Genomic DNA, 22515 nt, shown 5'->3' with positions numbered 1-22515 from the left:
CGGCAACCTCAATCGCAGTGGGTGACGATGTAAGCCTTAACCACCGACACATCGGCGGGCATCACCTGCACACGTTTGGGCAGCGCTTCAATGCCTTCAAACTGCGCGGGGCGGTTGGGCTCACGGCCCAAGGCTTCGACCAGGGTCGCAGCGAACTTGATGGGCAACGCGGTTTCGAGCACGAGCATGGGCACACCGACCTTCAGGTGTTCACGCGCCACTTTGACGCCATCGGCGGTGTGGGTGTCGATCATTGCGCCGTACTGGGCAAAGACCTGACGGATGGTGTCCAGGCGGTTGGCATGGGTGCTCTTGCCGCTGGCAAAACCGTAGCGGGTGGCAGCTTGCGCAAAGCAGGCATCGCCACTCAGGTCAAAGTGACCCGTGCGGGCCAGGCCTTCGCCAAACAATTGCTTGGTGCGCGCGCCATCCCGACCGATGAGGTCAAAGACAAAACGCTCAAAGTTGCTGGCCTTGGAGATGTCCATCGACGGGCTGGAGGTCTCGTGCGTGTCGGCCGTGCCGCGCACGCGGTACACACCCGTGCGGAAGAACTCGTCGAGCACATCGTTTTCATTGGTGGCCACCACCAAGCGGTCAATGGGCAAACCCATCATGCGGGCCACATGGCCTGCGCAGACGTTGCCGAAGTTGCCACTGGGCACCGTGAAGCTGACCTTCTGCTCATTGGTCTGCGTGGCCTGAAAGTAACCCGCAAAGTAGTACACCACCTGGGCGAGCAGGCGAGCCCAGTTGATGGAGTTGACGGTGCCGATCTTGTATCGGCGCTTGAAGTCCAGGTCGTTGGACACGGCCTTGACGATGTCCTGGCAGTCGTCGAACACACCGTCAATGGCGATGTTGTGGATGTTGGCGTCGAGCAGACTGAACATCTGAGCCTGCTGGAAGGGGCTCATACGGCCGTTCGGGCTGGTCATGAACACACGCACGCCTTTTTTGCCACGCATGGCGTATTCGGCCGCGCTGCCGGTATCGCCCGAGGTGGCTCCCAGGATGTTCAGCTCTTCACCGCGACGGGCCAGTTCATATTCGAACAGGTTGCCCAGCAACTGCATGGCCATGTCCTTGAAGGCCAGCGTGGGGCCATTGGACAAGGCTTCCAGGTACAGCTCGGGCGCGCTCGCGCCCGCTGCCTGCAAAGGTTTGAGCGGCACGATCTCGTCCGTGCCGAACACGGCGCGGGTGTAGGTCTTGTCGCACAGGGCTTTCAGATCGGCTGCGGGAATGTCGTCGATGTAGAGCGACAGGATCTCGAAGGCCAGCGACGCATAACCCTGGCTGGACCACACCTGGCGCAAGCGCGTGAGCGCTGCCGCGTCAAGTTGCGGGTACTGCTCGGGCAGGTACAGGCCACCGTCTGGGGCCAGGCCTTCGAGCAGGATTTCACAAAAGCGCTTGCGGTCGGCGTGACCACGGGTCGACAGGTAAAGCATCAGGCCAACTCTTCTTTGCGGATACGGACAATCGGCGCGAGCACGGTGGGCAGCGCCTGCATCTGGACCAGCACGCCGTTCATGGTGCCCTCTTTGGTGTCGTGGGTCAGGATGATGACGTCGGTCTGGTTCTCACCGGCCTGGCTGACCTGGTCGGCTTCGCGCTGCAGGATGGCATCGATGCTGATGCCCGCACCGGCCAGCAAGCCGGTCAACTGGGCCAACACACCTGCCTGATCGGCCACGCGCAAACGCAGGTAATAGCTGGTCACCACCTCACTCATCGGCAGCACCGACAGGTTGCTCATGGCATCGGGCTGGAAGGCCAGGTGCGGCACACGGTTGAGCGGATCGGCGGTGTGCAGTCGGGTGATGTCCACCAGATCGGCGATCACCGCGCTGGCGGTCGGCTCGGAGCCTGCGCCCTTGCCGTAATACAAGGTGGTGCCCACGGCATCGCCCTGCACCATCACGGCGTTCATCGCCCCTTCGACATTAGCGATCAGACGCTGGCTTGGCACCAGGCTGGGGTGCACGCGCAGCTCCACACCCTGGGCTGTGCGCTTGGTGATGCCCAGCAGCTTGATGCGGTAACCCAATTGTTCGGCGTACTTGATGTCGGCTGCGCCCAACTGGGTGATGCCTTCGACATGGGCCTTGTCAAACTGGACAGGGATGCCGAACGCGATGGCGCTCATGAGCGTCGCCTTGTGCGCCGCATCCACGCCTTCGATGTCAAAAGTCGGGTCCGCTTCAGCGTAACCCAGGCGCTGGGCTTCCTTGAGCACGACGGCGAAGTCCAAGCCCTTGTCGCGCATTTCGGACAAGATGAAGTTGGTTGTACCGTTGATGATGCCCGCCACCCACTGGATGCTGTTGGCTGTGAGGCCTTCGCGCAGCGCCTTGATGATCGGAATGCCACCAGCCACAGCGGCTTCAAAGGCGACCATCACGCCCTTGGCGTGCGCCGCTGCAAAAATTTCGGTGCCATGCACGGCGAGCAGCGCCTTGTTGGCGGTGACCACATGCTTGCCAGCGGCAATGGCTTCGAGCACCAGCGCTTTGGCGATGCCATAACCACCGATCAGCTCGATCACGATGTCGATCTCGGGGTTGGCAATCACCTCGCGGGCGTCGCTCACCACTTGGACACCCTCGCCCACCACCGCCTTGGCGCGCGCAACATCGAGGTCGGCGACCATCGTGATTTCAATGCCGCGGCCAGCGCGTCGCTGGATTTCTTCCTGGTTGCGCTGGAGCACATGGAAAGTGCCGCTGCCGACGGTGCCGATGCCCAAAAGGCCTACTTGGATGGGTTTCATGGTTTTCATTCTTGGTGATTCATCAGACCCGGCGCACCGGGCCCATACTTCAAATTCAGGCGGTCAGATGGTCCGTGCCAAAGCGTTTGCGTGCACCTTCGAGGAAGCGCGCCACCCGTGTGATCGCTTCGCGCAAATCGTCCAGGTGCGGCAGGAACACGATGCGAAAGTGGTCGGGCTGGGGCCAATTGAAGCCCGTGCCCTGGACCAGCATGACCTTGGTTTCCTCGAGCATTTGCAGGAAAAACAGCTGATCGTCCTCAATGGGGTAAATCTTGGGGTCCAGACGGGGGAACATGTACAAAGCAGCCTGGGGCTTGACACAACTCACACCTGGAATGGCGGTGATCAGCTCATAGGCCAGATCGCGTTGCTTGCGCAGGCGACCGCCCTCACCCACCAGCTCATGGATGCTCTGGTGACCGCCCAAAGCCGTCTGGATGGCCCACTGGCCAGGCACGTTGGCACACAGGCGCATGTTCGAGAGCATGTTCAAGCCCTCGATGTAGTCCTTGGCCGGCTTCTTGTCGCCCGAGACCACCATCCAGCCTGCGCGGTAACCGCAGGAGCGGTAACTCTTGGACAGAGAGTTGAATGTCAGCGTCAACACGTCCTCTGACAAGCTGCCAATGGGGGTGTGCTGAACATCTTCGTACAAGACCTTGTCATAGACCTCGTCGGCAAAGATGACCAGACCGTGCTCGCGGGCGATGGCCACAATGCCCTCCAGCAACTCACGCGAGTACAGCGCGCCCGTCGGGTTGTTGGGGTTGATGACCACGATGCCTTTGGTCCGTGGCGTGATGCGAGAGCGGATGTCTTGCAGGTCCGGCATCCAGCCGTTCGACTCCTGGCACATGTAGTGCACTGGTGTGCCGCCGGACAGGCTGGCCGCAGCAGTCCACAAAGGGTAGTCGGGTGCGGGCAGCAGCAATTCGTCACCGTTGTCCAGCAATGCATTGGTGGCCATGACAATCAGCTCACTGGCACCATTGCCCAGGTAAATGTCATCGAGCGTGACGCCCTTGATGCCCTGCTTCTGGGTTTCGTGCATCACCGCCTTACGGGCCGCAAAAATACCTTTGCTGTCCGAGTACCCGGCCGAATTGGGCAGGTTACGGATCATGTCCTGCTGGATTTCCTCAGGCGCATCAAAACCAAAAACCGCCAGATTGCCGATGTTCAGTTTGATGATCTTGTGGCCGTCCTCTTCCATCTGGCGCGCTCGGTCCATGATGGGGCCCCGGATGTCATAGCAAACGTTGGCGAGCTTGGCAGATTTCTGAATGGGTTTCAAAGTCCCTCCGGACACAGTTTGGATCAGCGAAAACCTATAATTTGACCACAGATCAAGCCGATTTCAGGCGCATCCAGCGTCCGGGAAGACAAAAGTCTGCGCTTCTTGATTCGCTTCTCTTCTGCTCTGCACCATGAAACTTCAACCTGACAAGTCCAATGCCCCGATGGTGCGTGCCTACGGCCCCGGTTGGATCGACATCGACCATGACAGGCATGTCCACTCTGTGCTGGTCAGCAGCCTGGCAGACATGCCCACCACCGCCTGGGCTCCGCCAGGATTTGAGGCCCTGCAGGCGCAGCACCTGGCCCCTTTGGCCACCTGCGGAGCGGAGTTGGTGATTCTGGGCACGGGACAACGCCTTCGCTTTGTGCCCTCCTCCTGGCTGGCGCCTTTTGCCGAACACCGCGTGGGGCTGGAAGCCATGGACACGGCAGCCGCCTGCCGCACCTACAACATCCTGGCCAGCGAAGGCCGCAAAGTGGTTGCCGCCTTGTTGATTGAATCCGATAGTACAAACAGTGTGCGCTGAGGCGACAAATTAGCGGCCGAATCAGACAATCGGCCTCCTGTGTTTCGCGCTAAAATATGAGTCTTTCCAGTGCCTTACCCTGAAAACGGCCAAGTCGCCGTTTTTGTTTTTAAGCGTACATAACCTGTCAAGCGAGATCTAGTTTCCATGGCGATCGTTCTCAACAAACCCATTCCAGAATTTGAAGCGAACGCTACAGGTGGTTTGAAAGTCTCCAATACTTCACACCTGGGTCAAACGGTCATTCTGTATTTCTACCCCAAAGACAACACCCCTGGCTGCACCACCGAAGCCATGCAGTTTCGCGACAAGTACAAGGACTTTGTGAAAGCAGGCGCTGCAGTGTTCGGCGTTTCGCGCGACAACATGAAGTCGCACGATGACTTCAAGGCCAAGCTGGAACTGCCTTTTGAACTGGTAGCAGACACCGAAGAAAAAATGTGCCACATGTTCGGTGTTGTCAAAAACAAGATCATGTACGGCAAGAAGGTCAAGGGCATTGAGCGCAGCACCTTCCTGATCGGCGCCGACGGCACCCTCAAGGCCGAATGGCGCGGCCTGAAGGTACCAGGTCACGTAGAAGAAGTGCTTAAAGCAGTCAAAGCCCTCAAAAAAGCAGGCTGAGCCAGGGCGACAAAGTCATGGAGCCGACTTGTGGGTCGTGCATAATGATTTCATGCAGTTGATTTTCTGCCCACCAGCAATCCCCAAAGCCGCCTTGGCCTCCAGGCGGCTTTTTCTTTTTCCAACTGCGATTTAACTTTCCCCAAGAGGCCCATTCCGATGCCATTGCCACCTGCCCCCACCCAGCGCGCCAGCCGATTGGCCCCAAAAGCTTTTGAGCAAGCCGCTGCGCTGCCGGACGAAGCGACTAGCAACAACACATCGGCCACCAATCCGACGCGCAAAGTCATGGGCAAGAGCCGCGCACGCCAAGAAGATGCAAACGTGGCCACAGCCAGCAAGCCAACGGCCGAAACAATTGCACTCGCCGTACCCGCCTCGCCCAAAAAGGCCGCCGGCAAGAAACGTCACAATGGCCCGACCAAGCTTTTTGTGCTCGACACCAACGTGCTGATGCACGATCCGATGAGTTTGTTCCGCTTTGAGGAACACGATGTCTTCCTGCCCATGATCGTGCTCGAAGAACTCGACGGTCACAAGAAAGGCATGACCGAAGTGGCCCGTAACGCACGCCAGACCAGCCGCTCGCTGGACGCACTGGCCGCGGCGCAGGGCTTTGACATGACCCAAGGCTTGCCACTGAACACCACAGGTTACAGCGATGCACAGGGCAAACTGTTCTTTCAGACCCAAGCACTGGACCTGAGCTTGCCCTTGGCACTGCCCCCGGGCAAAGCCGACAACCAGATCCTGGGCGTGGTGCGCGCCCTGGAGCAAATGCACAAGCCACGCGAGGTGGTGCTGGTGTCCAAGGACATCAACATGCGCGTCAAGGCACGTGCCCTGGGCCTGCAGGCCGAGGACTACCAAAACGACAAAACGCTGGAAGACGGTGACCTGCTCTTTTCGGGTGCACTGGCCCTGCCCTCCGATTTCTGGATCAAGCACGGCAAGACCGTCGAGAGCTGGCAGCAAGGCCCACACACTTTCTACCGCATCAGCGGCCCGATCGTGCCCACGCTGCTCATCAACCAGTTTGTGTATTTCGAGGCTCCGGGCGAGCCCAGCCTCTATGCCCGTGTGACCGAAATCCGTGGCAAGACGGCGGTGCTGCGCACCCTCAAGGACTTCAATCACCAGAAAAACGCCGTCTGGGGCGTGGTCACCCGCAACCGTGAGCAGAACTTCGCCATGAACCTGTTGACCGACCCGGACATCGACTTCGTGACCCTGGCTGGCACGGCGGGCACGGGCAAGACCCTGATGGCCCTGGCCGCCGGCCTGACGCAGGTGCTGGACGACCGCCGCTACACTGAAATCATCATGACCCGTGCCACGGTGAGCGTGGGCGAAGACATCGGCTTCTTGCCCGGCACCGAAGAGGAAAAAATGGGCCCCTGGATGGGCGCCCTGGACGACAACCTGGAGTTCCTGGCCAAGGGCGATGGTGGCAATGCAGGCGAATGGGGGCGCGCTGCCACCAACGAACTCATCAAGAGCCGCATCAAGATCAAGAGCATGAACTTCATGCGCGGGCGCACCTTCATGAACAAGTACGTCATCATCGATGAGGCGCAAAACCTGACACCCAAGCAGATGAAGACCCTGATCACGCGTGCCGGCCCGGGCACCAAGATCATCTGCATGGGCAACCTGGCTCAGATCGACACCCCCTACTTGACCGAAGGGTCTTCGGGATTGACATACGCCGTGGACCGTTTCAAGGGCTGGGCACACGGGGGGCACATCACGCTGGCACGCGGCGAGCGCTCGCGCCTGGCCGACTTTGCCAGTGACGTGCTCTGAGGCTGCTCAGTAGTCGTCGCCTCCGCCGCCGCCATAACCGGGGGCGAGACTCTCGAACCGCGTCAGCGGTTTCAGGAACGCCAGACGCACCGTGCCCGTCGGGCCGTTACGCTGCTTGCCAATGATGATTTCGGCCACACCAGGGTCTTTGGAGTCCTTGTTGTAGTAGTCGTCGCGGTAGATGAACATGATGATGTCCGCATCCTGCTCAATGGCGCCGGATTCGCGCAGGTCACTCATCATGGGCCGCTTGTCGGTGCGCTGCTCGACGCTGCGGTTGAGCTGGGACAGGGCAATCACGGGGCACTGCAGCTCCTTGGCCAGCATCTTCAACCCCCGCGAGATTTCACCCAGCTCGGTGGCTCGGTTGTCACCCCCCGAGCCCGACGAACCGCTCATGAGCTGCAGGTAGTCGACCACGATCAAACCCAACTTGCCACACTGGCGCGCCAGACGCCGGGCGTTGGCGCGCAGCTCGCTGGGGGTCAGACCCGGTGTTTCGTCGATGTGCAATGACACCGTGCGCAAGCGCTCGATGGCTTCGGTCAAGCGTGGCCACTCTTCGTCGCTGAGCTTGCCCGTGCGCAAATGGCCCTGGTCGATGCGTCCGATGGAACCCACCACGCGAACCGCCAGCTGCGAAGCCCCCATTTCCATCGAGAACACCGCCACGGGCAGGCCCTCGTTGAGGGCCACGTGTTCGGCAATGTTGATGGCAAATGCGGTTTTGCCCATCGAAGGACGCGCGGCCAGCACCACCATGTCGCCTGGCTGCAGGCCCGAAGTCATGCGGTCAAGGTCAATGAAGCCAGTAGGCACCCCGGTGATGTCGTTGGGGTTGTCGGCCATCTCCTGCACGCGGTCCAGCAGCTCGACCACCAGCGAGTCCATCGACTGGAAACCCTGCTTCATGCGCGAGCCTTCTTCGCCGATGTTGAAAATCTTCTGCTCGGCCTCGTCCAGGATGCGGTCGATCTGCTTGCCCTTGGGGTTGAAAGCCTGGGTGGCGATCTCGTCGCTGGCCGACACCAATTTGCGCAAGATGGAGCGCTCGCGCACGATCTCGGCGTAGCGGCGGATGTTGCTCGCACTCGGGACGTACTGGGCCAGCGAGTTCAGGTAGGCCAGCCCCCCCGTGTCCTCGCCATGGCCCTGGTTTTGAACGTGTTCGAACACCGTGATCACATCGGCCGGCTTGGACGCGTTGATCAATGCCCCGATGGCCGCATAGATGAGCTGGTGCTCGTGGCGGTAGAAATCCTTGTCAGCCAGCAAATCGCCCACGCGGTCCCAGGCCCCGTTGTCCAGCAGCAAACCACCCAGCACACTGGACTCGGCCTCGATGGAGTGCGGCGGCACCCTCAGTTGGGCGACCTGGCTGTCTGAAGAGAATTCGATCGGCAGATCGTAGGGAGGAGAAAAGTCGGCTGGCATGAAAAAACGATCAAAACCCGATGTTAATCGGCAGGGAACGACACGTCACGGGACAAGCCTGTGGATAAGCTCTGTGTAAAGGGTGGATGACGAGGGATAAGTCAGCACAAAGCGCGTCACCAAAGAAAAAGCCGCCAGCTCCGAAGAACTGGCGGCCTGGATCGAAGTGGTGATCGATCAGGCAGTTTCGCCGTAAACAGACACGTTCACATCCACCACCACGTCCGTGTGCAAAGCCACCGACACAGCAGAATCGCTCACGGTCTTGATGGGACCGTTGGGCATGCGGATTTGCGACTTGATCACGGCATAGCCTTGCTTGTTCAGCTCTTCGGCGATGTCATGGTTGGTCACGGAACCGAACAAGCGGCCGTCAACGCCAGCCTTTTGGGTCAGCTTGATGGTCAAGCCAGCCAGCTTCTCGCCTTGGGCTTGGGCTTCAGCCAGCTTGGCTGCTGCAGCTTTTTCGAGCTCAGCGCGGCGAGCTTCGAATTCGGCCTTGTTGGCTTCGGTGGCGCGACGTGCCAGACCAGTCGGGATCAGGAAGTTACGTGCGTAACCGTCCTTGACCTTGACGATCTCGCCCAGGTTACCCAGGTTCACAACCTTTTCGAGCAGAATGATTTGCATGGTTGGACTCCTTAGACTTTGTGTTGGTCGCTGTAAGGCAACATGGCCAGGAAGCGGGCACGCTTGATGGCGGTGTTGAGCTGACGCTGGTAAATGGCGCGTGTGCCGGTCAGGCGTGCGGGGATGATCTTGCCGTTCTCGGCGATGAAGTCACGCAGGGTGTCCACATCTTTGTAGTCGATTTCTTCGACACCGGTCACGGTGAAACGGCAAAAACGCTTGCGCTTGAACAGCAGCGACTGGGTGTTGCGCTTTGGGCGCTTGTCTTTGTTGAATTTTTTGAACGTGGCCATGTGGGCCTCCTGAAATTAATCTTGCTGAAACTCTTGAATGTGCAACACGACACTTTTTCCTTGACGGGGTGTGGCCAAAAAGCCCTGGAACTGCCAGACACTGCCCACCGGTTGTTGGATCAGTCGCTCGGCCTGGGAACCCAGAGCCAATGCGCGAATCTTCAACTGCACCTTGCGGTTTTGCCCGACTTCCGATTGCTCGGAAGCATGCTCAAGCATCAAATCAAGAGCGGGTAAGCCTGCAGGTGTGTAACGCAAAGCGGCAAGCTCGGCGATACAGGCGGTCAATGTGGTGCGGTTCACTCTCCGTCAAAAAGCATCAAGAAGCGAATTCGGCTTGTTGGGCTTTACGGGCTTCTTCGCGCTCGACGGTTTTCATCATCGAGGAAGGAGCGGTGTCGGCCTTTTTCTTTTGCACGGTCAAATGACGCAGAACGGCGTCGTTGAACTTGAAGGCGTGCTCGAGTTCAGCCATCACGGCCTGGTCGGCTTCGATGTTGACGCACAGGTAATGGGCTTTGGCCAGCTTGTTGATCTGGTACGCCAGTTGACGGCGGCCCCAGTCTTCCACGCGGTGGATCTTGCCACCACCGGTGGTGATCATGCCCTTGTAGCGCTCCAGCATGGCTGGAACTTGTTCGCTTTGATCCGGGTGGATCAGCAAAATGATTTCGTAATGACGCATTGAAACTCCTTGTGGATGAACCAAAAGATTGGAAGCTGCCCCCAGCGTCTAAAAAGGGGTGCAGCAAGGCGAAGCCTGAGATTATAGCCCGGGATTCAGAGGCCTGGATAGTGGGACGAGGATCGGTCTGCTGATGACCCGAGCACGGGCGATGGTTTTTCAGGCCACAGCCACGACCACAGCCAGATCGTGACAAAGCCGGCAGGCACACCAAACACCCCCGAAGACAGGGGCTGGATACCGAACCAGAGGCCAGAATCCGGAGCCAAACCCCAAAATTGACGGAAAGCGGCCCCATTGACCACCATGTAGTAAGTCGTCAACCCCCACCCCGCCAACATGCCGGCCACCGCCGCCGAACGCCCGATGCGGGCTGAACGCAGCCCCAACACCATGGCCGGGAAAAAGGCTGCAGCCGCCAAGGAAAAAGAGGCCGAAACCAGCGACAGGATCTGGGCTGGCTTGAGGGCCGCCACAAATGCGGCCAGCATCGCGACCGCCAAAAGGGCGAATTTGGACAGAATGACCCGCCCTTCTGCCGACCTGGGCGTGTATTGACGACTGGACCCCATGTCATGCACCAGCGCATTGCTGATGGTCAAGAGCAAACCGTCAGCGGTCGACAGGGCCGCCGCCAATCCGCCCGCAGCCACCAAACCCGACACCACAAACGGCATGCCCCCCAGCTCGGGCGTGGCCAGCATGATGATGTCAGCCCCCAGCTTGAGTTCACCCCACTGCAAAATCCGGTCGCCATTGATGTCGGCCACCTCCACCAGGGCCGGATCGATACGGGCCCACTGCGCGATCCAGCTGGGCAGTTGCTCAAAACTGCTGCCCACCAAGCTGTTCATGAGCTCAAACTTGACCAGCACCGCCAGTGCAGGCGCACTCAGGTACAGCAGCGCAATGAAAAACAAGGACCAGGCCACCGAAGTGCGCGCCTCGGCCACCGAAGGGGTGGTGTAGTAACGGGTCAGCAAGTGGGGCAAGCCCGCGGTGCCGACCATGAGGCAAAACACCAGCGCCAGAAAGTTCAGCTGGGACGTTTCAAACAACTGGCGGTCAGCGGCCGCCCCCGCCGGGTCGCCACGGAACTCGCGGGCATGAGGAACCATGCCTCCCAGCGGTTTGGACCGCTCCAGGTTGTCCGCCTGGGCACGCTGCCATTGCTCGCGAGCCACAGCGGCATTGGGGGGCATCGCCAGCAGCTCACGGCGCGCCTGAGCAATCGACGCAAAGTCAGCGCCCTGCGCCTTCAGCGTGCGAACGCGCTGCTCCAGCTGCGCGCGCAGGTCCAACAAGGACTGTTCGACGTCCAGCAGCCGTGTCCGATACATCTCGGCACGTTCAAGGTGCGCCTGGCGCACCTCCAGCTCGGCCGGATCGTTCATGAGCCGGGTTTCCAGCGCCTCGATGCGGGCCAGTTGCGAACCGTAGGCCAAGGGGGCAAAAGGGGTGCCCAATTGTTTGTAGGCCAGCCATGACACCGGGATCAAAAACGCGAAGAGCAGCACGATGTATTGGGCCACCTGGGTCCAGGTGATGGCGCGCATACCGCCCAAAAATGAGCACAGCAAAACCCCGCCCAAACCCAGCAGGATGCCGATTTCGAACTGCACGCCTGTCAGGCGGGATGCAATGAGGCCAATGCCGTAAATCTGTGCCACCACATAAGTGAAAGAGCACAAAATGGCCGCCCAGGCGGCCAGCAAACGGGGCCAGCGCCCGCCGTAACGCACATGAAAAAAGTCCGGCAGGGTGTAGAGCTGCATGGCCCGCAGCGAAGGTGCAATCAGCAAGGCCACCAGACAGAACCCACCCGTCCAGCCCATGACGTAGGCCAGACCGCCCGGCTGGTTACCGGTGCCAGAAAAACCCTGCAGGTAAAGGGCGCCCGCCAGGCTGATGAAGGAAGCCGCACTCATCCAGTCGGCGGCGGTGGCCATGCCGTTGTACATGGCAGGCACCCGGCGACCGGCCACAAAGTACTCGTCGGGATCGGTGGTGCGTCCTGAAATGCCGATCAGGGCGTAAATCATCACCGTGGAGAAGAGAAAGATCGGGCCAATCAGATTGCGTGACAGGCCCGAATGCTCCGCCCAGGCCATGGCACCCAACAGGCAGAGGAACAAGGCGATGAACAGCAGGACATTGCGGTGCAAACGCCAGCGGTACGAGCGGGGTATGCCCGAGTCGGATCGCTGACCCATGCCCATGTCCTGCCTTCAGGCTTCAGCGGCCCAAAGCCGTCCAGGTTTCCACCACGGTGTCCGGGTTGAGTGAGATCGAGCTGATGCCCTGATCCATCAACCAGTGCGCAAAGTCCGGGTGATCGCTGGGGCCCTGGCCGCAAATGCCCACGTACTTGCCTTGCGCCAGGCACGCTTTGATGGCCTGGGCAATCAGGGTCTGCACGGCCGGGTCACGCTCATCGAAATCCACCGCCAGCAGCTCCATGCCCGAATCGCGGTCCAGGCCCAGCGTCAACTGGGTCAGGTCGTTCGAGCCGATCGAGAAGCCATCGAAATATTCGAGGAAACGATCGGCCAGGATCGCGTTGCTGGGCACCTCGCACATCATGATGAGCTTGAGGTCATCCTCGCCACGGCGCAGGCCCTTGGCAGCCAACAGCTCGGTGACGCGGCGCGCCTGCTCCAGCGTGCGCACAAAAGGCACCATCACCTGGACATTGGTCAAGCCCATGTCGCCGCGCACCCGCTTGAGGGCTTCGCACTCCATCGCAAATGCCTCGCCAAAGTCCTCGCTGATGTAGCGCGCCGCACCACGAAAGCCCAGCATCGGGTTCTCTTCTTCCGGCTCGTAGCGGCTGCCGCCAATGAGCTTGCGGTACTCGTTGCTCTTGAAGTCCGACAAGCGCACGATCACGGGCTTGGGCCAGAAGGCCGCCGCGATCGAGGCCACGCCTTCGGCCACTTTGTCGACATAGAAGGCACGGGGTGATGCATGGCCACGGGCCACGGACTCCACTGCCTTCTTGAGGTCGGCATCGATGGCCGGGTAGTCCAGGATGGCCTTGGGGTGCACACCGATGTTGTTGTTGATGATGAATTCCAGGCGGGCCAGACCCACGCCCGCATTGGGCAGCTGGGCAAAGTCAAACGCCAGCTGAGGGTTGCCCACGTTCATCATGATCTTGGTGGCGATCTCGGGCATGGTGCCGCGCTGCACCTCGGTCACTTCGGTCTCAAGCAGGCCGTCGTAGATGCGGCCGGTGTCGCCCTCGGCGCAGCTCACCGTCACCAGCGTGCCGTCCTTGAGCTGTTCGGTGGCGTGGCCACAGCCCACCACCGCCGGAATGCCCAGCTCACGCGCAATGATGGCCGCGTGGCAGGTGCGCCCACCGCGGTTGGTCACAATGGCACTGGCCCGCTTCATGACCGGCTCCCAGTTCGGGTCGGTCATGTCGGTCACCAGCACGTCACCGGGCTGCACCGTGTCCATCTCGGAGATGTTGTGCACCAGACGCACCGGACCCGTCCCGATCTTCTGGCCAATGGCACGACCTTCGGCCAGCACATGGCCTTTGCCCTTGAGCTTGTAGCGCAACTCGGCTTTGTCTTTGGCTTGGCTCTTCACCGTTTCGGGACGGGCCTGCAGGATGTACAGCTGACCATCGCGGCCGTCCTTGCCCCACTCGATGTCCATCGGGCGGCCATAGTGTTTCTCGATGATCACAGCGTAACGCGCGAGTTGCTCGACATCGGCGTCGGTCAGGCTGTAGCGGTTGCGCAGTTCAGTGGGCACGTCCACGGTCTTGACCAGCTTGCCTTTCAGCGGACCTTCTGCGGCTTTTTCTTCAGGCGAGGCGAACACCATCTGGATCAGCTTGGAGCCCAGGTTGCGGCGGATCACGGCACGCTTGCCCGCCGCCAGCATGGGTTTGTGCACATAGAACTCGTCCGGGTTCACCGCCCCCTGCACCACCGTCTCGCCCAGGCCATAGCTGGAGGTGATGAACACCACGTCTTCAAAGCCGGATTCGGTATCGATGGTGAACATCACGCCTGCGGCGCCCAGGTCCGAGCGCACCATGCGCTGCACCCCGGCCGACAAAGCCACATCGGCGTGGGCAAAACCCTTGTGCACGCGGTAGCTGATGGCGCGGTCGTTGTAGAGGGAGGCGAACACCTCCTTCATTTTGTGCAGCACATCGTCGATGCCCACGACGTTCAGGAAGGTTTCCTGCTGCCCCGCAAAAGAAGCGTCAGGCAAGTCTTCGGCCGTGGCCGAAGAACGCACGGCAAAGGAAGCATCCGCCTGCCCTGCTTGCAGTTGCACAAAGGCTTCACGGATGGCTTTTTCAAGATCGGCTGGAAAGGGTTGGGCTTCGACCATGGCACGGATTTCAGCGCCCACGGCCGCAAGAGCCCGCACATCTTCGGTGTCCAGCGCATCAAGTTTGGCATTGATGCGATCGGTCAGCCCATCGTGCTTGAGAAATTCTCGGAAGGCGTGGGCAGTGGTGGCAAAACCGGTGGGCACTTTGACCCCCGAGGGCAGCTGGGAAATCATCTCCCCCAAGCTGGCATTTTTGCCGCCAACCGACTCGACATCGGTCATTCGCAGTTTTTCAAAGGGCACGACCAGGGCGGTCGCCTCAAACAGGTGAGACATGGGAAGCTCCAAAGTTAAAAACCAGGTTCCAGGCCAGGCGCAATCCCTTTGTATTTGTTGAAGGTGGGCTCACGCAAGCGATGGATAATGATTCCATTGTAGGGGTGCAAACCCTCCCGAATCCTTGATATTTTTTGCAGCCATGCCCCAACGCACCGTGTTTTTTGTCTCAGACGGGACCGGCATCACCGCCGAAACCTTTGGCAACGCCATCCTGGCCCAATTCGACCTGAAAACGCGCCACGTCCGGCTGCCTTTTGTCGACACGATCGACAAGGCCCACCAGGCGGTGCGGCAAATCAACCACACAGGCGAAACCGAAGGCAGCAAACCCATCGTGTTCTCGACCCTGGTGAACATGGAAGTCCTCAAAGTCCTGCAGGAACACTGCCAGGGCATGCTGCTGGACATGTTTGGCACCTTCGTGAACCCGCTGGAAGAAGAACTCGGATCGAAGTCCCACCACCGTGTGGGGCGCTTTTCGGATGTGAGCAAAAGCAAGGAGTACCACGACCGGATCGAGGCCATCAACTTCTCGTTGGCCCACGATGATGGGCAATCGCACCGCGATCTGGAAGGCTCGGACGTGATCCTTGTGGGTGTGAGCCGCAGCGGCAAGACCCCCACCAGCCTGTACCTGGCCATGCAGCACGGCCTCAAAGCGGCCAACTACCCTCTGATCCCCGAAGACTTCGAGCGTCGCCAGCTGCCCCCGGCGCTGATGCCTTACCGCAAGAAAATTTTTGGCCTGACCATCCTGCCCGAGCGCCTCTCTGAAATCCGTTCGGAGAGGCGTCCCAACTCCCGCTATGCCAGTCTGGACAACTGCCGCATGGAGGTGGCCGAGGCCGAGGCCATGATGCGCCGCTCCGGCATACGGTGGCTGTCCACGACCACCAAGTCAATCGAGGAAATCGCCACCACCATCCTGCAGGAGATCCGGCCAGAGCGCCTGATTTATTGAAAACTCAAGCGGCCAAGCTCGCTGCAATGCGCTCAGCGGTGCTGCGGGCAACTTCCGGGTCGCGCGCCTCCACCATGACCCGCACCAAAGGCTCGGTGCCACTGGCCCGGATCAGCACCCGACCCGCATCGCCCAATTGCGCCTGCGCCGCCTGGGTCGCTTGCTGCAGGGGTTCATGCGTTTGCCACTCGAAACCGGGCTTCAGACGCACATTGATCAGGGTCTGCGGGAACAACTCGACCCCTTGCAGCAGTTCGGCCATGGTGCGGCCGCTGCCCACACAAGCTTGGAGCACCTGCAAGGCGCTGACCAAGCCATCGCCAGTGGTGTGCTTGTCGAGCACCAGCAAATGGCCCGAACCCTCACCACCGAGCAGCCAGCCTTTTTCGGCCAACACTTCGAGCACATAGCGGTCCCCCACCTTGGCCCGGACAAACTCCACGCCTCGGCGCTTGAGGGCGACTTCCACGGCCATGTTGGTCATCAAGGTGCCCACCGCGCCCGGCACCACCTGGTCGCGCGCCAGGCGGTCAGCAACCATCAGGTACAACAGTTCGTCGCCGTTGAAAAGCCGCCCAGAGGCATCCACCAGTTGCAGGCGGTCGGCATCACCGTCCAGTGCTACACCGTAATCTGCCCGGTTCGCCTTCACGGCATCGACCAGCGCCTGAGGGTGCGTGGCACCCACATCGCGGTTGATGTTCAGACCATCGGGGGCACAACCCAGCGTGATGACATCGGCCCCCAGCTCATGAAAGACTTTAGGGGCGATCTGGTAGGCCGCACCGTGCGCAGCATCCACCACGATCTTGAGGCCGCGCAGCGACAGATCGGTGGAAAACGTGCTTTTGCAAAACTCGATGTACCGTCCTGCAGCGTCTTCCAGTCGGCGGGTTTTGCCGAGCGACGCAGAATCGACCCAGACCGGCGCTTCGTCCAGCGCCGACTCCACGGCCAGTTCCCAGTCGTCCGACAGCTTGGTGCCTTGCGCGCTGAAAAACTTGATGCCGTTGTCCTGAAAGGGGTTGTGGCTGGCACTGATGACCACACCCAGCGATGCCCGTTGGGCACGGGTCAGGTAGGCCACGGCGGGCGTGGGCACAGGCCCGAGCAACACCACGTCCACCCCGGCCGAATTGAAGCCCGACTCGAGTGCACTTTCCAGCATATACCCTGAAATCCGGGTGTCCTTGCCGATCAGCACCGTCGGGTGCGGGTGATCGCGCTTGAGCACGCGTCCAACAGCATGTGCCAGCCGAAGCACAAAGTCCGGCGTGATCGGGGACTGCCCCACCGTGCCACGGATGCCATCGGTTCCAAAATACTGACGAGCCATTGGAAATTCCTTATCGATCTTTGCAGGGCATTTTATGCAGATGCCTGTCCTGCATACCGGCTTTCAAGCGTGCTCACGCAAAGCCTGCCACACCTTGAGTGCATCCACCGTGGGTTGGACATCGTGCACACGCACCACGTGCGCTCCGCGATCCACAGCCAGCAATGCTGCAGCCACACTGGCATGAACGCGATCCCCGGGAGCCGGTACGACCCCCTCTTGAACCAGTACTGCCCCCAAGGTGGATTTGCGCGACCAACCAGCCAACACCGGGAAACCCTGCAGCTGCCACTCAGCTTGGCGAGCAAGCAAAGACAGGTTTTGTGCCACCGTTTTGCCAAATCCCACGCCCGGGTCCAGCACGATGCGCTCAGACGAGACACCCTGCCCTGTCATGGCTTGAACCCGGCTTTCCAGGAAAGCTTTCACCTCTTGCAACACATCACCGGTCATGGGCGCCGTCTGCATGCTTTGCGGCTCACGGTGCATGTGCATCAAACACACCCCACACGACGGGTGTGCGACCACCGCGGCTTCGGCTCCGGGCTGGCGCAACGCCCAGATGTCGTTAACGATGTCCACGCCCAAATCGAGCACCTGGCGCATGACAGCAGCCTTGTAGGTGTCGATGGAAATCGGCACATTCCAACGCACTGCCTCGCGCAGGAAAGGCAACAAGCGGGCCAACTCTTCGGCTTCAGACACAGGCTGGGCACCCGGCCGGGTGGATTCGGCCCCCACATCCAGGATGTCAGCACCCTCAGCCAGCAACTGCTGGGCATGCGCCAAGGCTTTCGAGAGATCGCCATGGCGTCCACCATCCGAAAAGGAGTCTGGCGTCAAATTGACGATGCCCATGACACGCGGCTGGCTCAGGTCGATTTGAAAACGGGTGGTTTGCCAAAACATGGCGGACTCCAAAGAAAAACGGGGCTTTTCAGCCCCGTTGGAATTCATCTGCGCAAAGCGCTCACGCTGCGCTTGGCGTCGGATCGGGCTGTACGCTGGGTGCGCCACCACCATCACCACCGCCTGTGGGTGTTTTGGGTGTCCAGTCCTTGGGCGGACGTGGCTCACGCCCGGCCATGATGTCATCGAGCTGTTCACCGTCGATGGTTTCCCAATCCAGCAAGGCCTTGGCCATGGCGTGCATCTTGTCGCTGTGCTCTTCGATCAGGCGACGGGCCAAACCATACTGCTCATCGATGATGCGGCGCACTTCGCCATCGACCTTCTGCATGGTCTGCTCGCTCATGTTGGTGGTCTTGGTGACCGAGCGACCCAGGAAAACCTCGCCTTCGTTTTCGGAATAAACCATCGGCCCCAGCGCCTGGGTCATACCGTAGCGCATGACCATGTCACGGGCGATGGACGTGGCACGCTCAAAGTCATTGGATGCCCCGGTGGTCATCTGCTTCATGAAGACCTCTTCGGCGATGCGGCCACCGAACAACATGCTAATCTGATTGAGCATGTATTCGCTGTCGTAGCTGTAGCGGTCTTTTTCAGGGAGGCTCATGGTCACACCCAGGGCCCGACCACGGGGAATGATGGTGACCTTGTGCACCGGATCGCATTTGGGCAGCAACTTGCCGATCAGGGCGTGGCCCGCCTCGTGGTAGGCCGTGTTGCGGCGCTCTTCCTCGGGCATGACCATGCTCTTGCGCTCAGGACCCATGAGGATCTTGTCCTTGGCCTTCTCGAAATCCTGCATCTCGACCACGCGGGCATTGCGACGCGCGGCCATCAGAGCCGACTCGTTGCACAGGTTGGCCAAATCAGCACCACTCATGCCGGGGGTGCCACGGGCGATCACTTCAGCCTTGACGTCCTGACCGATCGGGATTTTGCGCATGTGCACATTGAGGATTTGTTCACGGCCACGGATGTCGGGCAGCGTCACATACACCTGACGGTCAAAACGGCCAGGGCGCAGCAAGGCAGCGTCGAGGATGTCCGGACGGTTGGTGGCCGCGACAACGATCACGCCCAAGTTGGTCTCGAAACCGTCCATCTCGACCAGCATCTGGTTGAGGGTCTGCTCGCGCTCGTCGTTGCCACCGCCCAGGCCTGCGCCACGCTGGCGGCCTACAGCATCGATCTCGTCAATGAAGATGATGCAAGGCGCGTTCTTTTTGGCGTTCTCGAACATGTCGCGCACGCGGGCAGCGCCCACGCCCACAAACATTTCAACGAAATCCGAGCCCGAGATGCTGAAGAAAGGCACCTTGGCTTCCCCGGCAATCGATTTGGCCAGCAAGGTCTTGCCTGTGCCAGGAGGGCCAACCAGCAACAAGCCGCGCGGGATGCGGCCACCAAGCTTCTGGAATTTTTGCGGGTCTTTGAGGAAGTCGACGACCTCCTTGACTTCTTCTTTGGCCTCGTCGCAACCCGCCACATCGGCAAAGGTCACAGGGTTCGTGTTCTCGTCGAGCATGCGCGCCTTGGATTTGCCAAAGCTGAATGCACCGCCTTTGCCGCCGCCTTGCATCTGGCGCATGAAATAAATCCACACACCAATCAGCAGCAGCATCGGACCCCAGCTGACCAGCAAGGTCATGAGCAGCGACCCTTCTTCGCGGGGCTTGACATCGAATTTCACACCGTTGGCAATCAAATCACCCACCAGGCCACGGTCCAGGTAAGTGGCAGTGGTCTTGATGCGGCGCTCATCGGTGGTCGTGGCCACGATTTCGGTGCCACCCTGACCCTCCTGGATCGTGGCGGTCTTGATGCGGTTACCGCGCACCTCTTCAAGGAAGTCCGAGTAGCCCATGTAGCCAGAGCCACCTGTGCCACGGCTGTCAAACTGTTTGAAAACAGTGAACAGCACCATGGCAATCACCACCCAAACGGCAATTTTGGAAAACCAGGGGTTATTCAAGCGAGGCTCCAGTCGAGAAAATCATAGATTGCGTCCATTTTAGGCCTGAGACAGCCCGCACCGGACCGTTGGCACCTGTTTTGGCCCTGAAGAAGCGGGGATTTAAGATCCATCCGACGGCCCAGGGGTCAGCTCCTTCAAGCCGATGCCCACCAAAAAGGTCTCAGATGAACGGTCACGCGAGGCCTTGGGCTTGATCGGTTTGACGACCTTGAAGGTCTCCTTGAACATTTTGACCAGCTGGCTGTAGCCACTGCCGTGAAACACCTTGACCACGAGGGCGCCATGGGGCTTGAGATGCCCCTGACAAAACTCCACCGCCAACTCGATCAGCAGCGCCACACGGGCAGAGTCCACCGAATCAATGCCCGACAGGTTCGGGGCCATGTCGGAGACCACCACATCGGCCTGCCGCCCTGCCACCGCGGCCTCCAACTGGGCCAGCACATCGGCTTCACGGAAGTCGCCCTGGATGAACTGCACCCCCTCGATGGGCTCCATCGGCAACAGGTCCAGCGCCACGATGGTGCCGTTGAGGGCGCCCACAGCCGCCCCGTCTGGCGACAGGCGGCGGCGCAGGTACTGGCTCCAAGCCCCCGGTGCCGAGCCCAGATCCACCACCAGATGGCCAGGACGGATCAGCCCCAGCACCTCGTCGATTTCCTTGAGTTTGTAGGCCGCGCGGGCGCGGTAACCCTCCTTGGTGGCCATCTTGACGTAGGGATCATTGATGTGATCGTTCAGCCACGCCTTGTTGACCTTTTTGCTTTTCGTTTTGACTTTCATTCTTTTCCGTCCAAGCAGGGATAATACCCACATGCCTCAAATCCAACTCACTCCCGGCGAACGCAAGGTTCACCGCGCCGAAGCCCATCATCTCTCACCCGTGGTGATGATCGGCAACGATGGCCTCACCGCCGCCGTCATCAAAGAAACCGAAGCCGCCCTCAACGCCCACGGCCTGATCAAGATCCGGGTCCTGGGGGACGACCGGCAAGCCCGCGAAGACATGTTCGCGCAACTGGCCGACCAGCTGAACGCGGCGCCCATCCAGCACATCGGCAAACTGCTGGTGCTGTGGCGCCCGCAGCCCGAAAAAATCAAGGCGGTGGACGAAGACCGCATGGCGGGTCCGCGCGACTTCAAAGTGCTGAAATACAGCAAACGCGGCGGTCAGCGCCCGGAGGTCAAAGTGCTGCGCGTCCTAGGCAACCAGCGTCTGACCTCGGGCGGCCAGATCAAACGCGCCAAGCCCAAGCAAAAATCTGTCAAAAAACGCCAGGCAGACTGAGCGCCCCATGACCACGCCATCCACATCCACGGCACACACCGCAGGTCAACGTCATGTGATCTGCATGAAGTGGGGCACCAAGTACGGCCCGGAGTACGTGAACCGGCTGTATGCCATGGTCAAAAGGCACCTCACACTGGACTTCCAGATGGTGTGCCTGACCGATGACAGCAAAGGCATCACATCGGAAGTGCGCTGCCTGCCCATTCCGCCTCTGGATCTGCCCCCTGGCAGCCCCGAGCGCGGCTGGACCAAGCTGGTGACCTTTGCCGAAGACCTGCACGGCTTGCGAGGCACGGCGTTGTTTCTCGACGTGGATGTGGTGATTGTCGGTAGCCTGGATGGCTTCTTCGAGCAGCCTGGGCGCTTCCTGATCATCAAGGACTACGACCGTTTCTGGAACCCCGGACGCATCACCGGCAACTCCTCGGTGTACCGCTTTGAACTGGGTGCGCACCCTGACGTGCTGACCCACTTTCGCCAGAACTTCGACAGCATCCGCCAGCGCTTCCGCAATGAACAGTCCTACCTGTCGGACTACATGAACCAGCAAGGCCTGCTCGCCTATTGGCCCAAAGCCTGGTGCCCCAGCTTCAAGTACAACTGCATCCCAGCCTGGCCCACCAATTTCTGGACCGAGCCCTTCATCCCTCAAGATGCCCGCGTGGTCATCTTCCATGGCGAGTGCAACCCACCCGACGCACTGGCAGGTCGCCGCAATCGGCGCTTCCGGTTCATCCAACCCGCCACCTGGGTGGCCGAACATTGGCACGAATGACAGGGCGTTTCAGGACTGGCCGCGGCCAGCCTGACACCGGCTTGATCAGAGGTACGACACCCCGGTGATTTCATAGCGGCGCACGCCGCCAGGGGCCTGCACTTCGGCCACATCGCCCTCTTCCTTGCCAATCAAGGCGCGCGCAATTGGGCTGCTGATGTTGATCAGGCCCAACTTCAAATCGGCTTCGTCCTCGCCCACGATCTGGTACTTGACCTGATCGCCAGTGCTTTCGTCTTCCAGCTCGACCGTGGCGCCAAAAACCACCCGACCACCTGCATCCACGCTCGCAGGGTCGATGATCTGTGCAGCCGACAATTTGCCTTCGATTTCCTGGATGCGGCCTTCGATGAAGCCCTGGCGGTCTTTGGCGGCTTCGTATTCAGCGTTTTCACTCAGGTCGCCCTGCGCGCGCGCTTCGGCAATGGCCTGGATCACGGCAGGCCGGTCCACGGATTTGAGGCGGTGCAGCTCTTCCTTGAGCTTTTCTGCACCGCGTTTGGTAATCGGAATGGTCGACATCGTCAAATCTCCAAAAACAAACCGC

General features: G+C 60.3%; 21 protein-coding genes. 6 read left to right on the top strand and 15 right to left on the bottom strand.

Features of this window, described 5'->3' with window-relative positions; all coding sequences use genetic code 11:
• Window positions 1–8: 8 nt before the first annotated feature.
• From thrC to IC609_RS09945, 3 genes are read right to left on the bottom strand one after another with little or no spacing between them, the layout of a single operon-like run.
• Window positions 9–1454, bottom strand: a complete 1446-nt coding sequence (thrC, locus tag IC609_RS09955; RefSeq protein ID WP_191819344.1) for a threonine synthase — start codon at window positions 1452–1454, stop codon at window positions 9–11.
• Window positions 1454–2776 (bottom strand): homoserine dehydrogenase, encoded by a 1323-nt coding sequence (locus IC609_RS09950; protein ID WP_191819343.1) that lies wholly within the window; start codon window positions 2774–2776, stop codon window positions 1454–1456. The genes thrC and IC609_RS09950 overlap by 1 nt, the downstream gene beginning before the upstream one ends.
• 55 nt (window positions 2777–2831) lie before the next feature.
• Entirely contained in the window at window positions 2832–4073 is a 1242-nt protein-coding gene (locus IC609_RS09945; RefSeq protein ID WP_191819342.1) for a pyridoxal phosphate-dependent aminotransferase, read from the bottom strand.
• Window positions 4074–4206: 133 nt separating this feature from the next.
• On the opposite strand from IC609_RS09945, the gene IC609_RS09940 reads away from it, so the two are divergent.
• From IC609_RS09940 to IC609_RS09930, 3 genes are all read left to right on the top strand, one after another.
• The gene (locus tag IC609_RS09940) at window positions 4207–4605 is read left to right on the top strand and encodes an Mth938-like domain-containing protein (protein ID WP_191819341.1); all 399 of its coding nucleotides are present in this window, start codon (window positions 4207–4209) and stop codon (window positions 4603–4605) included.
• A gap of 147 nt (window positions 4606–4752) precedes the next feature.
• On the top strand, window positions 4753–5229 hold the full coding sequence (locus tag IC609_RS09935) for a peroxiredoxin (RefSeq protein ID WP_191819340.1): 477 nt from the start codon (window positions 4753–4755) through the stop codon (window positions 5227–5229).
• 159 nt (window positions 5230–5388) lie between these two features.
• Window positions 5389–7035: a PhoH family protein gene (locus tag IC609_RS09930; protein ID WP_191819339.1), complete on the top strand. Its 1647-nt coding sequence runs from the start codon at window positions 5389–5391 to the stop codon at window positions 7033–7035.
• Window positions 7036–7041: 6 nt separating this feature from the next.
• Here the strand turns inward: IC609_RS09930 and dnaB are convergent, their stop codons facing one another.
• The 7 genes from dnaB to ppsA all read right to left on the bottom strand — a co-directional run bounded on the left by dnaB (window position 7042) and on the right by ppsA (window position 14715).
• Complete coding sequence (gene dnaB, locus IC609_RS09925; protein ID WP_191819338.1) at window positions 7042–8469, bottom strand: replicative DNA helicase; 1428 nt, start codon at window positions 8467–8469, stop codon at window positions 7042–7044.
• 177 nt (window positions 8470–8646) lie between these two features.
• Window positions 8647–9099, bottom strand: coding sequence for a 50S ribosomal protein L9 (rplI, locus tag IC609_RS09920; protein WP_191819337.1), 453 nt, complete (start codon window positions 9097–9099; stop codon window positions 8647–8649).
• Between the two features lie 11 nt (window positions 9100–9110).
• Window positions 9111–9392, bottom strand: a complete 282-nt coding sequence (rpsR, locus tag IC609_RS09915) for a 30S ribosomal protein S18 (protein ID WP_055360980.1) — start codon at window positions 9390–9392, stop codon at window positions 9111–9113.
• A gap of 15 nt (window positions 9393–9407) precedes the next feature.
• Entirely contained in the window at window positions 9408–9695 is a 288-nt protein-coding gene (gene priB / locus IC609_RS09910) for a primosomal replication protein N (RefSeq protein WP_191819336.1), read from the bottom strand.
• A gap of 16 nt (window positions 9696–9711) precedes the next feature.
• Window positions 9712–10077 carry a 30S ribosomal protein S6 gene (gene rpsF / locus IC609_RS09905; RefSeq protein ID WP_191819335.1) on the bottom strand — a complete coding sequence of 122 codons (366 nt, stop codon included), beginning with the start codon at window positions 10075–10077 and terminating at the stop codon, window positions 9712–9714.
• A 95-nt stretch (window positions 10078–10172) separates the two neighbouring features.
• Window positions 10173–12296 carry a VC_2705 family sodium/solute symporter gene (locus IC609_RS09900; RefSeq protein WP_408611021.1) on the bottom strand — a complete coding sequence of 708 codons (2124 nt, stop codon included), beginning with the start codon at window positions 12294–12296 and terminating at the stop codon, window positions 10173–10175.
• Between the two features lie 16 nt (window positions 12297–12312).
• A complete protein-coding gene (gene ppsA / locus IC609_RS09895; RefSeq protein ID WP_191819333.1) occupies window positions 12313–14715 on the bottom strand; it encodes a phosphoenolpyruvate synthase in 2403 nt (800 codons plus the stop codon).
• A gap of 142 nt (window positions 14716–14857) precedes the next feature.
• Here ppsA and ppsR point away from each other — a divergent pair, with 142 nt between their 5' ends.
• Window positions 14858–15679: a posphoenolpyruvate synthetase regulatory kinase/phosphorylase PpsR gene (ppsR, locus tag IC609_RS09890; RefSeq protein ID WP_191819332.1), complete on the top strand. Its 822-nt coding sequence runs from the start codon at window positions 14858–14860 to the stop codon at window positions 15677–15679.
• 4 nt (window positions 15680–15683) lie between these two features.
• Here the strand turns inward: ppsR and glmM are convergent, their stop codons facing one another.
• From glmM to IC609_RS09870, 4 genes are all read right to left on the bottom strand, one after another.
• Window positions 15684–17015 carry a phosphoglucosamine mutase gene (gene glmM / locus IC609_RS09885; protein WP_191819331.1) on the bottom strand — a complete coding sequence of 444 codons (1332 nt, stop codon included), beginning with the start codon at window positions 17013–17015 and terminating at the stop codon, window positions 15684–15686.
• Between the two features lie 63 nt (window positions 17016–17078).
• The gene (gene folP / locus IC609_RS09880) at window positions 17079–17924 is read right to left on the bottom strand and encodes a dihydropteroate synthase (RefSeq protein ID WP_191819330.1); all 846 of its coding nucleotides are present in this window, start codon (window positions 17922–17924) and stop codon (window positions 17079–17081) included.
• A gap of 61 nt (window positions 17925–17985) precedes the next feature.
• Window positions 17986–19899: an ATP-dependent zinc metalloprotease FtsH gene (gene ftsH / locus IC609_RS09875; protein WP_191819329.1), complete on the bottom strand. Its 1914-nt coding sequence runs from the start codon at window positions 19897–19899 to the stop codon at window positions 17986–17988.
• Between the two features lie 102 nt (window positions 19900–20001).
• The gene (locus IC609_RS09870) at window positions 20002–20685 is read right to left on the bottom strand and encodes an RlmE family RNA methyltransferase (RefSeq protein WP_191819328.1); all 684 of its coding nucleotides are present in this window, start codon (window positions 20683–20685) and stop codon (window positions 20002–20004) included.
• Between the two features lie 31 nt (window positions 20686–20716).
• Here IC609_RS09870 and IC609_RS09865 point away from each other — a divergent pair, with 31 nt between their 5' ends.
• Together IC609_RS09865 and IC609_RS09860 are read left to right on the top strand one after the other, a co-directional pair.
• Window positions 20717–21190, top strand: a complete 474-nt coding sequence (locus tag IC609_RS09865; RefSeq protein WP_191819327.1) for a YhbY family RNA-binding protein — start codon at window positions 20717–20719, stop codon at window positions 21188–21190.
• A gap of 7 nt (window positions 21191–21197) precedes the next feature.
• Complete coding sequence (locus IC609_RS09860) at window positions 21198–21968, top strand: glycosyltransferase (protein ID WP_191819326.1); 771 nt, start codon at window positions 21198–21200, stop codon at window positions 21966–21968.
• Between the two features lie 45 nt (window positions 21969–22013).
• Here the strand turns inward: IC609_RS09860 and greA are convergent, their stop codons facing one another.
• Entirely contained in the window at window positions 22014–22490 is a 477-nt protein-coding gene (gene greA / locus IC609_RS09855) for a transcription elongation factor GreA (RefSeq protein WP_191819325.1), read from the bottom strand.
• Window positions 22491–22515: the final 25 nt, after the last annotated feature.

Source organism: Limnohabitans radicicola (assembly GCF_014837235.1).
GTDB lineage: Bacteria > Pseudomonadota > Gammaproteobacteria > Burkholderiales > Burkholderiaceae_C > Limnohabitans_A > Limnohabitans_A radicicola.
Note: the sequence above shows the minus strand (reverse complement) of the source record. Positions and strands in the feature narration are given on the sequence as shown.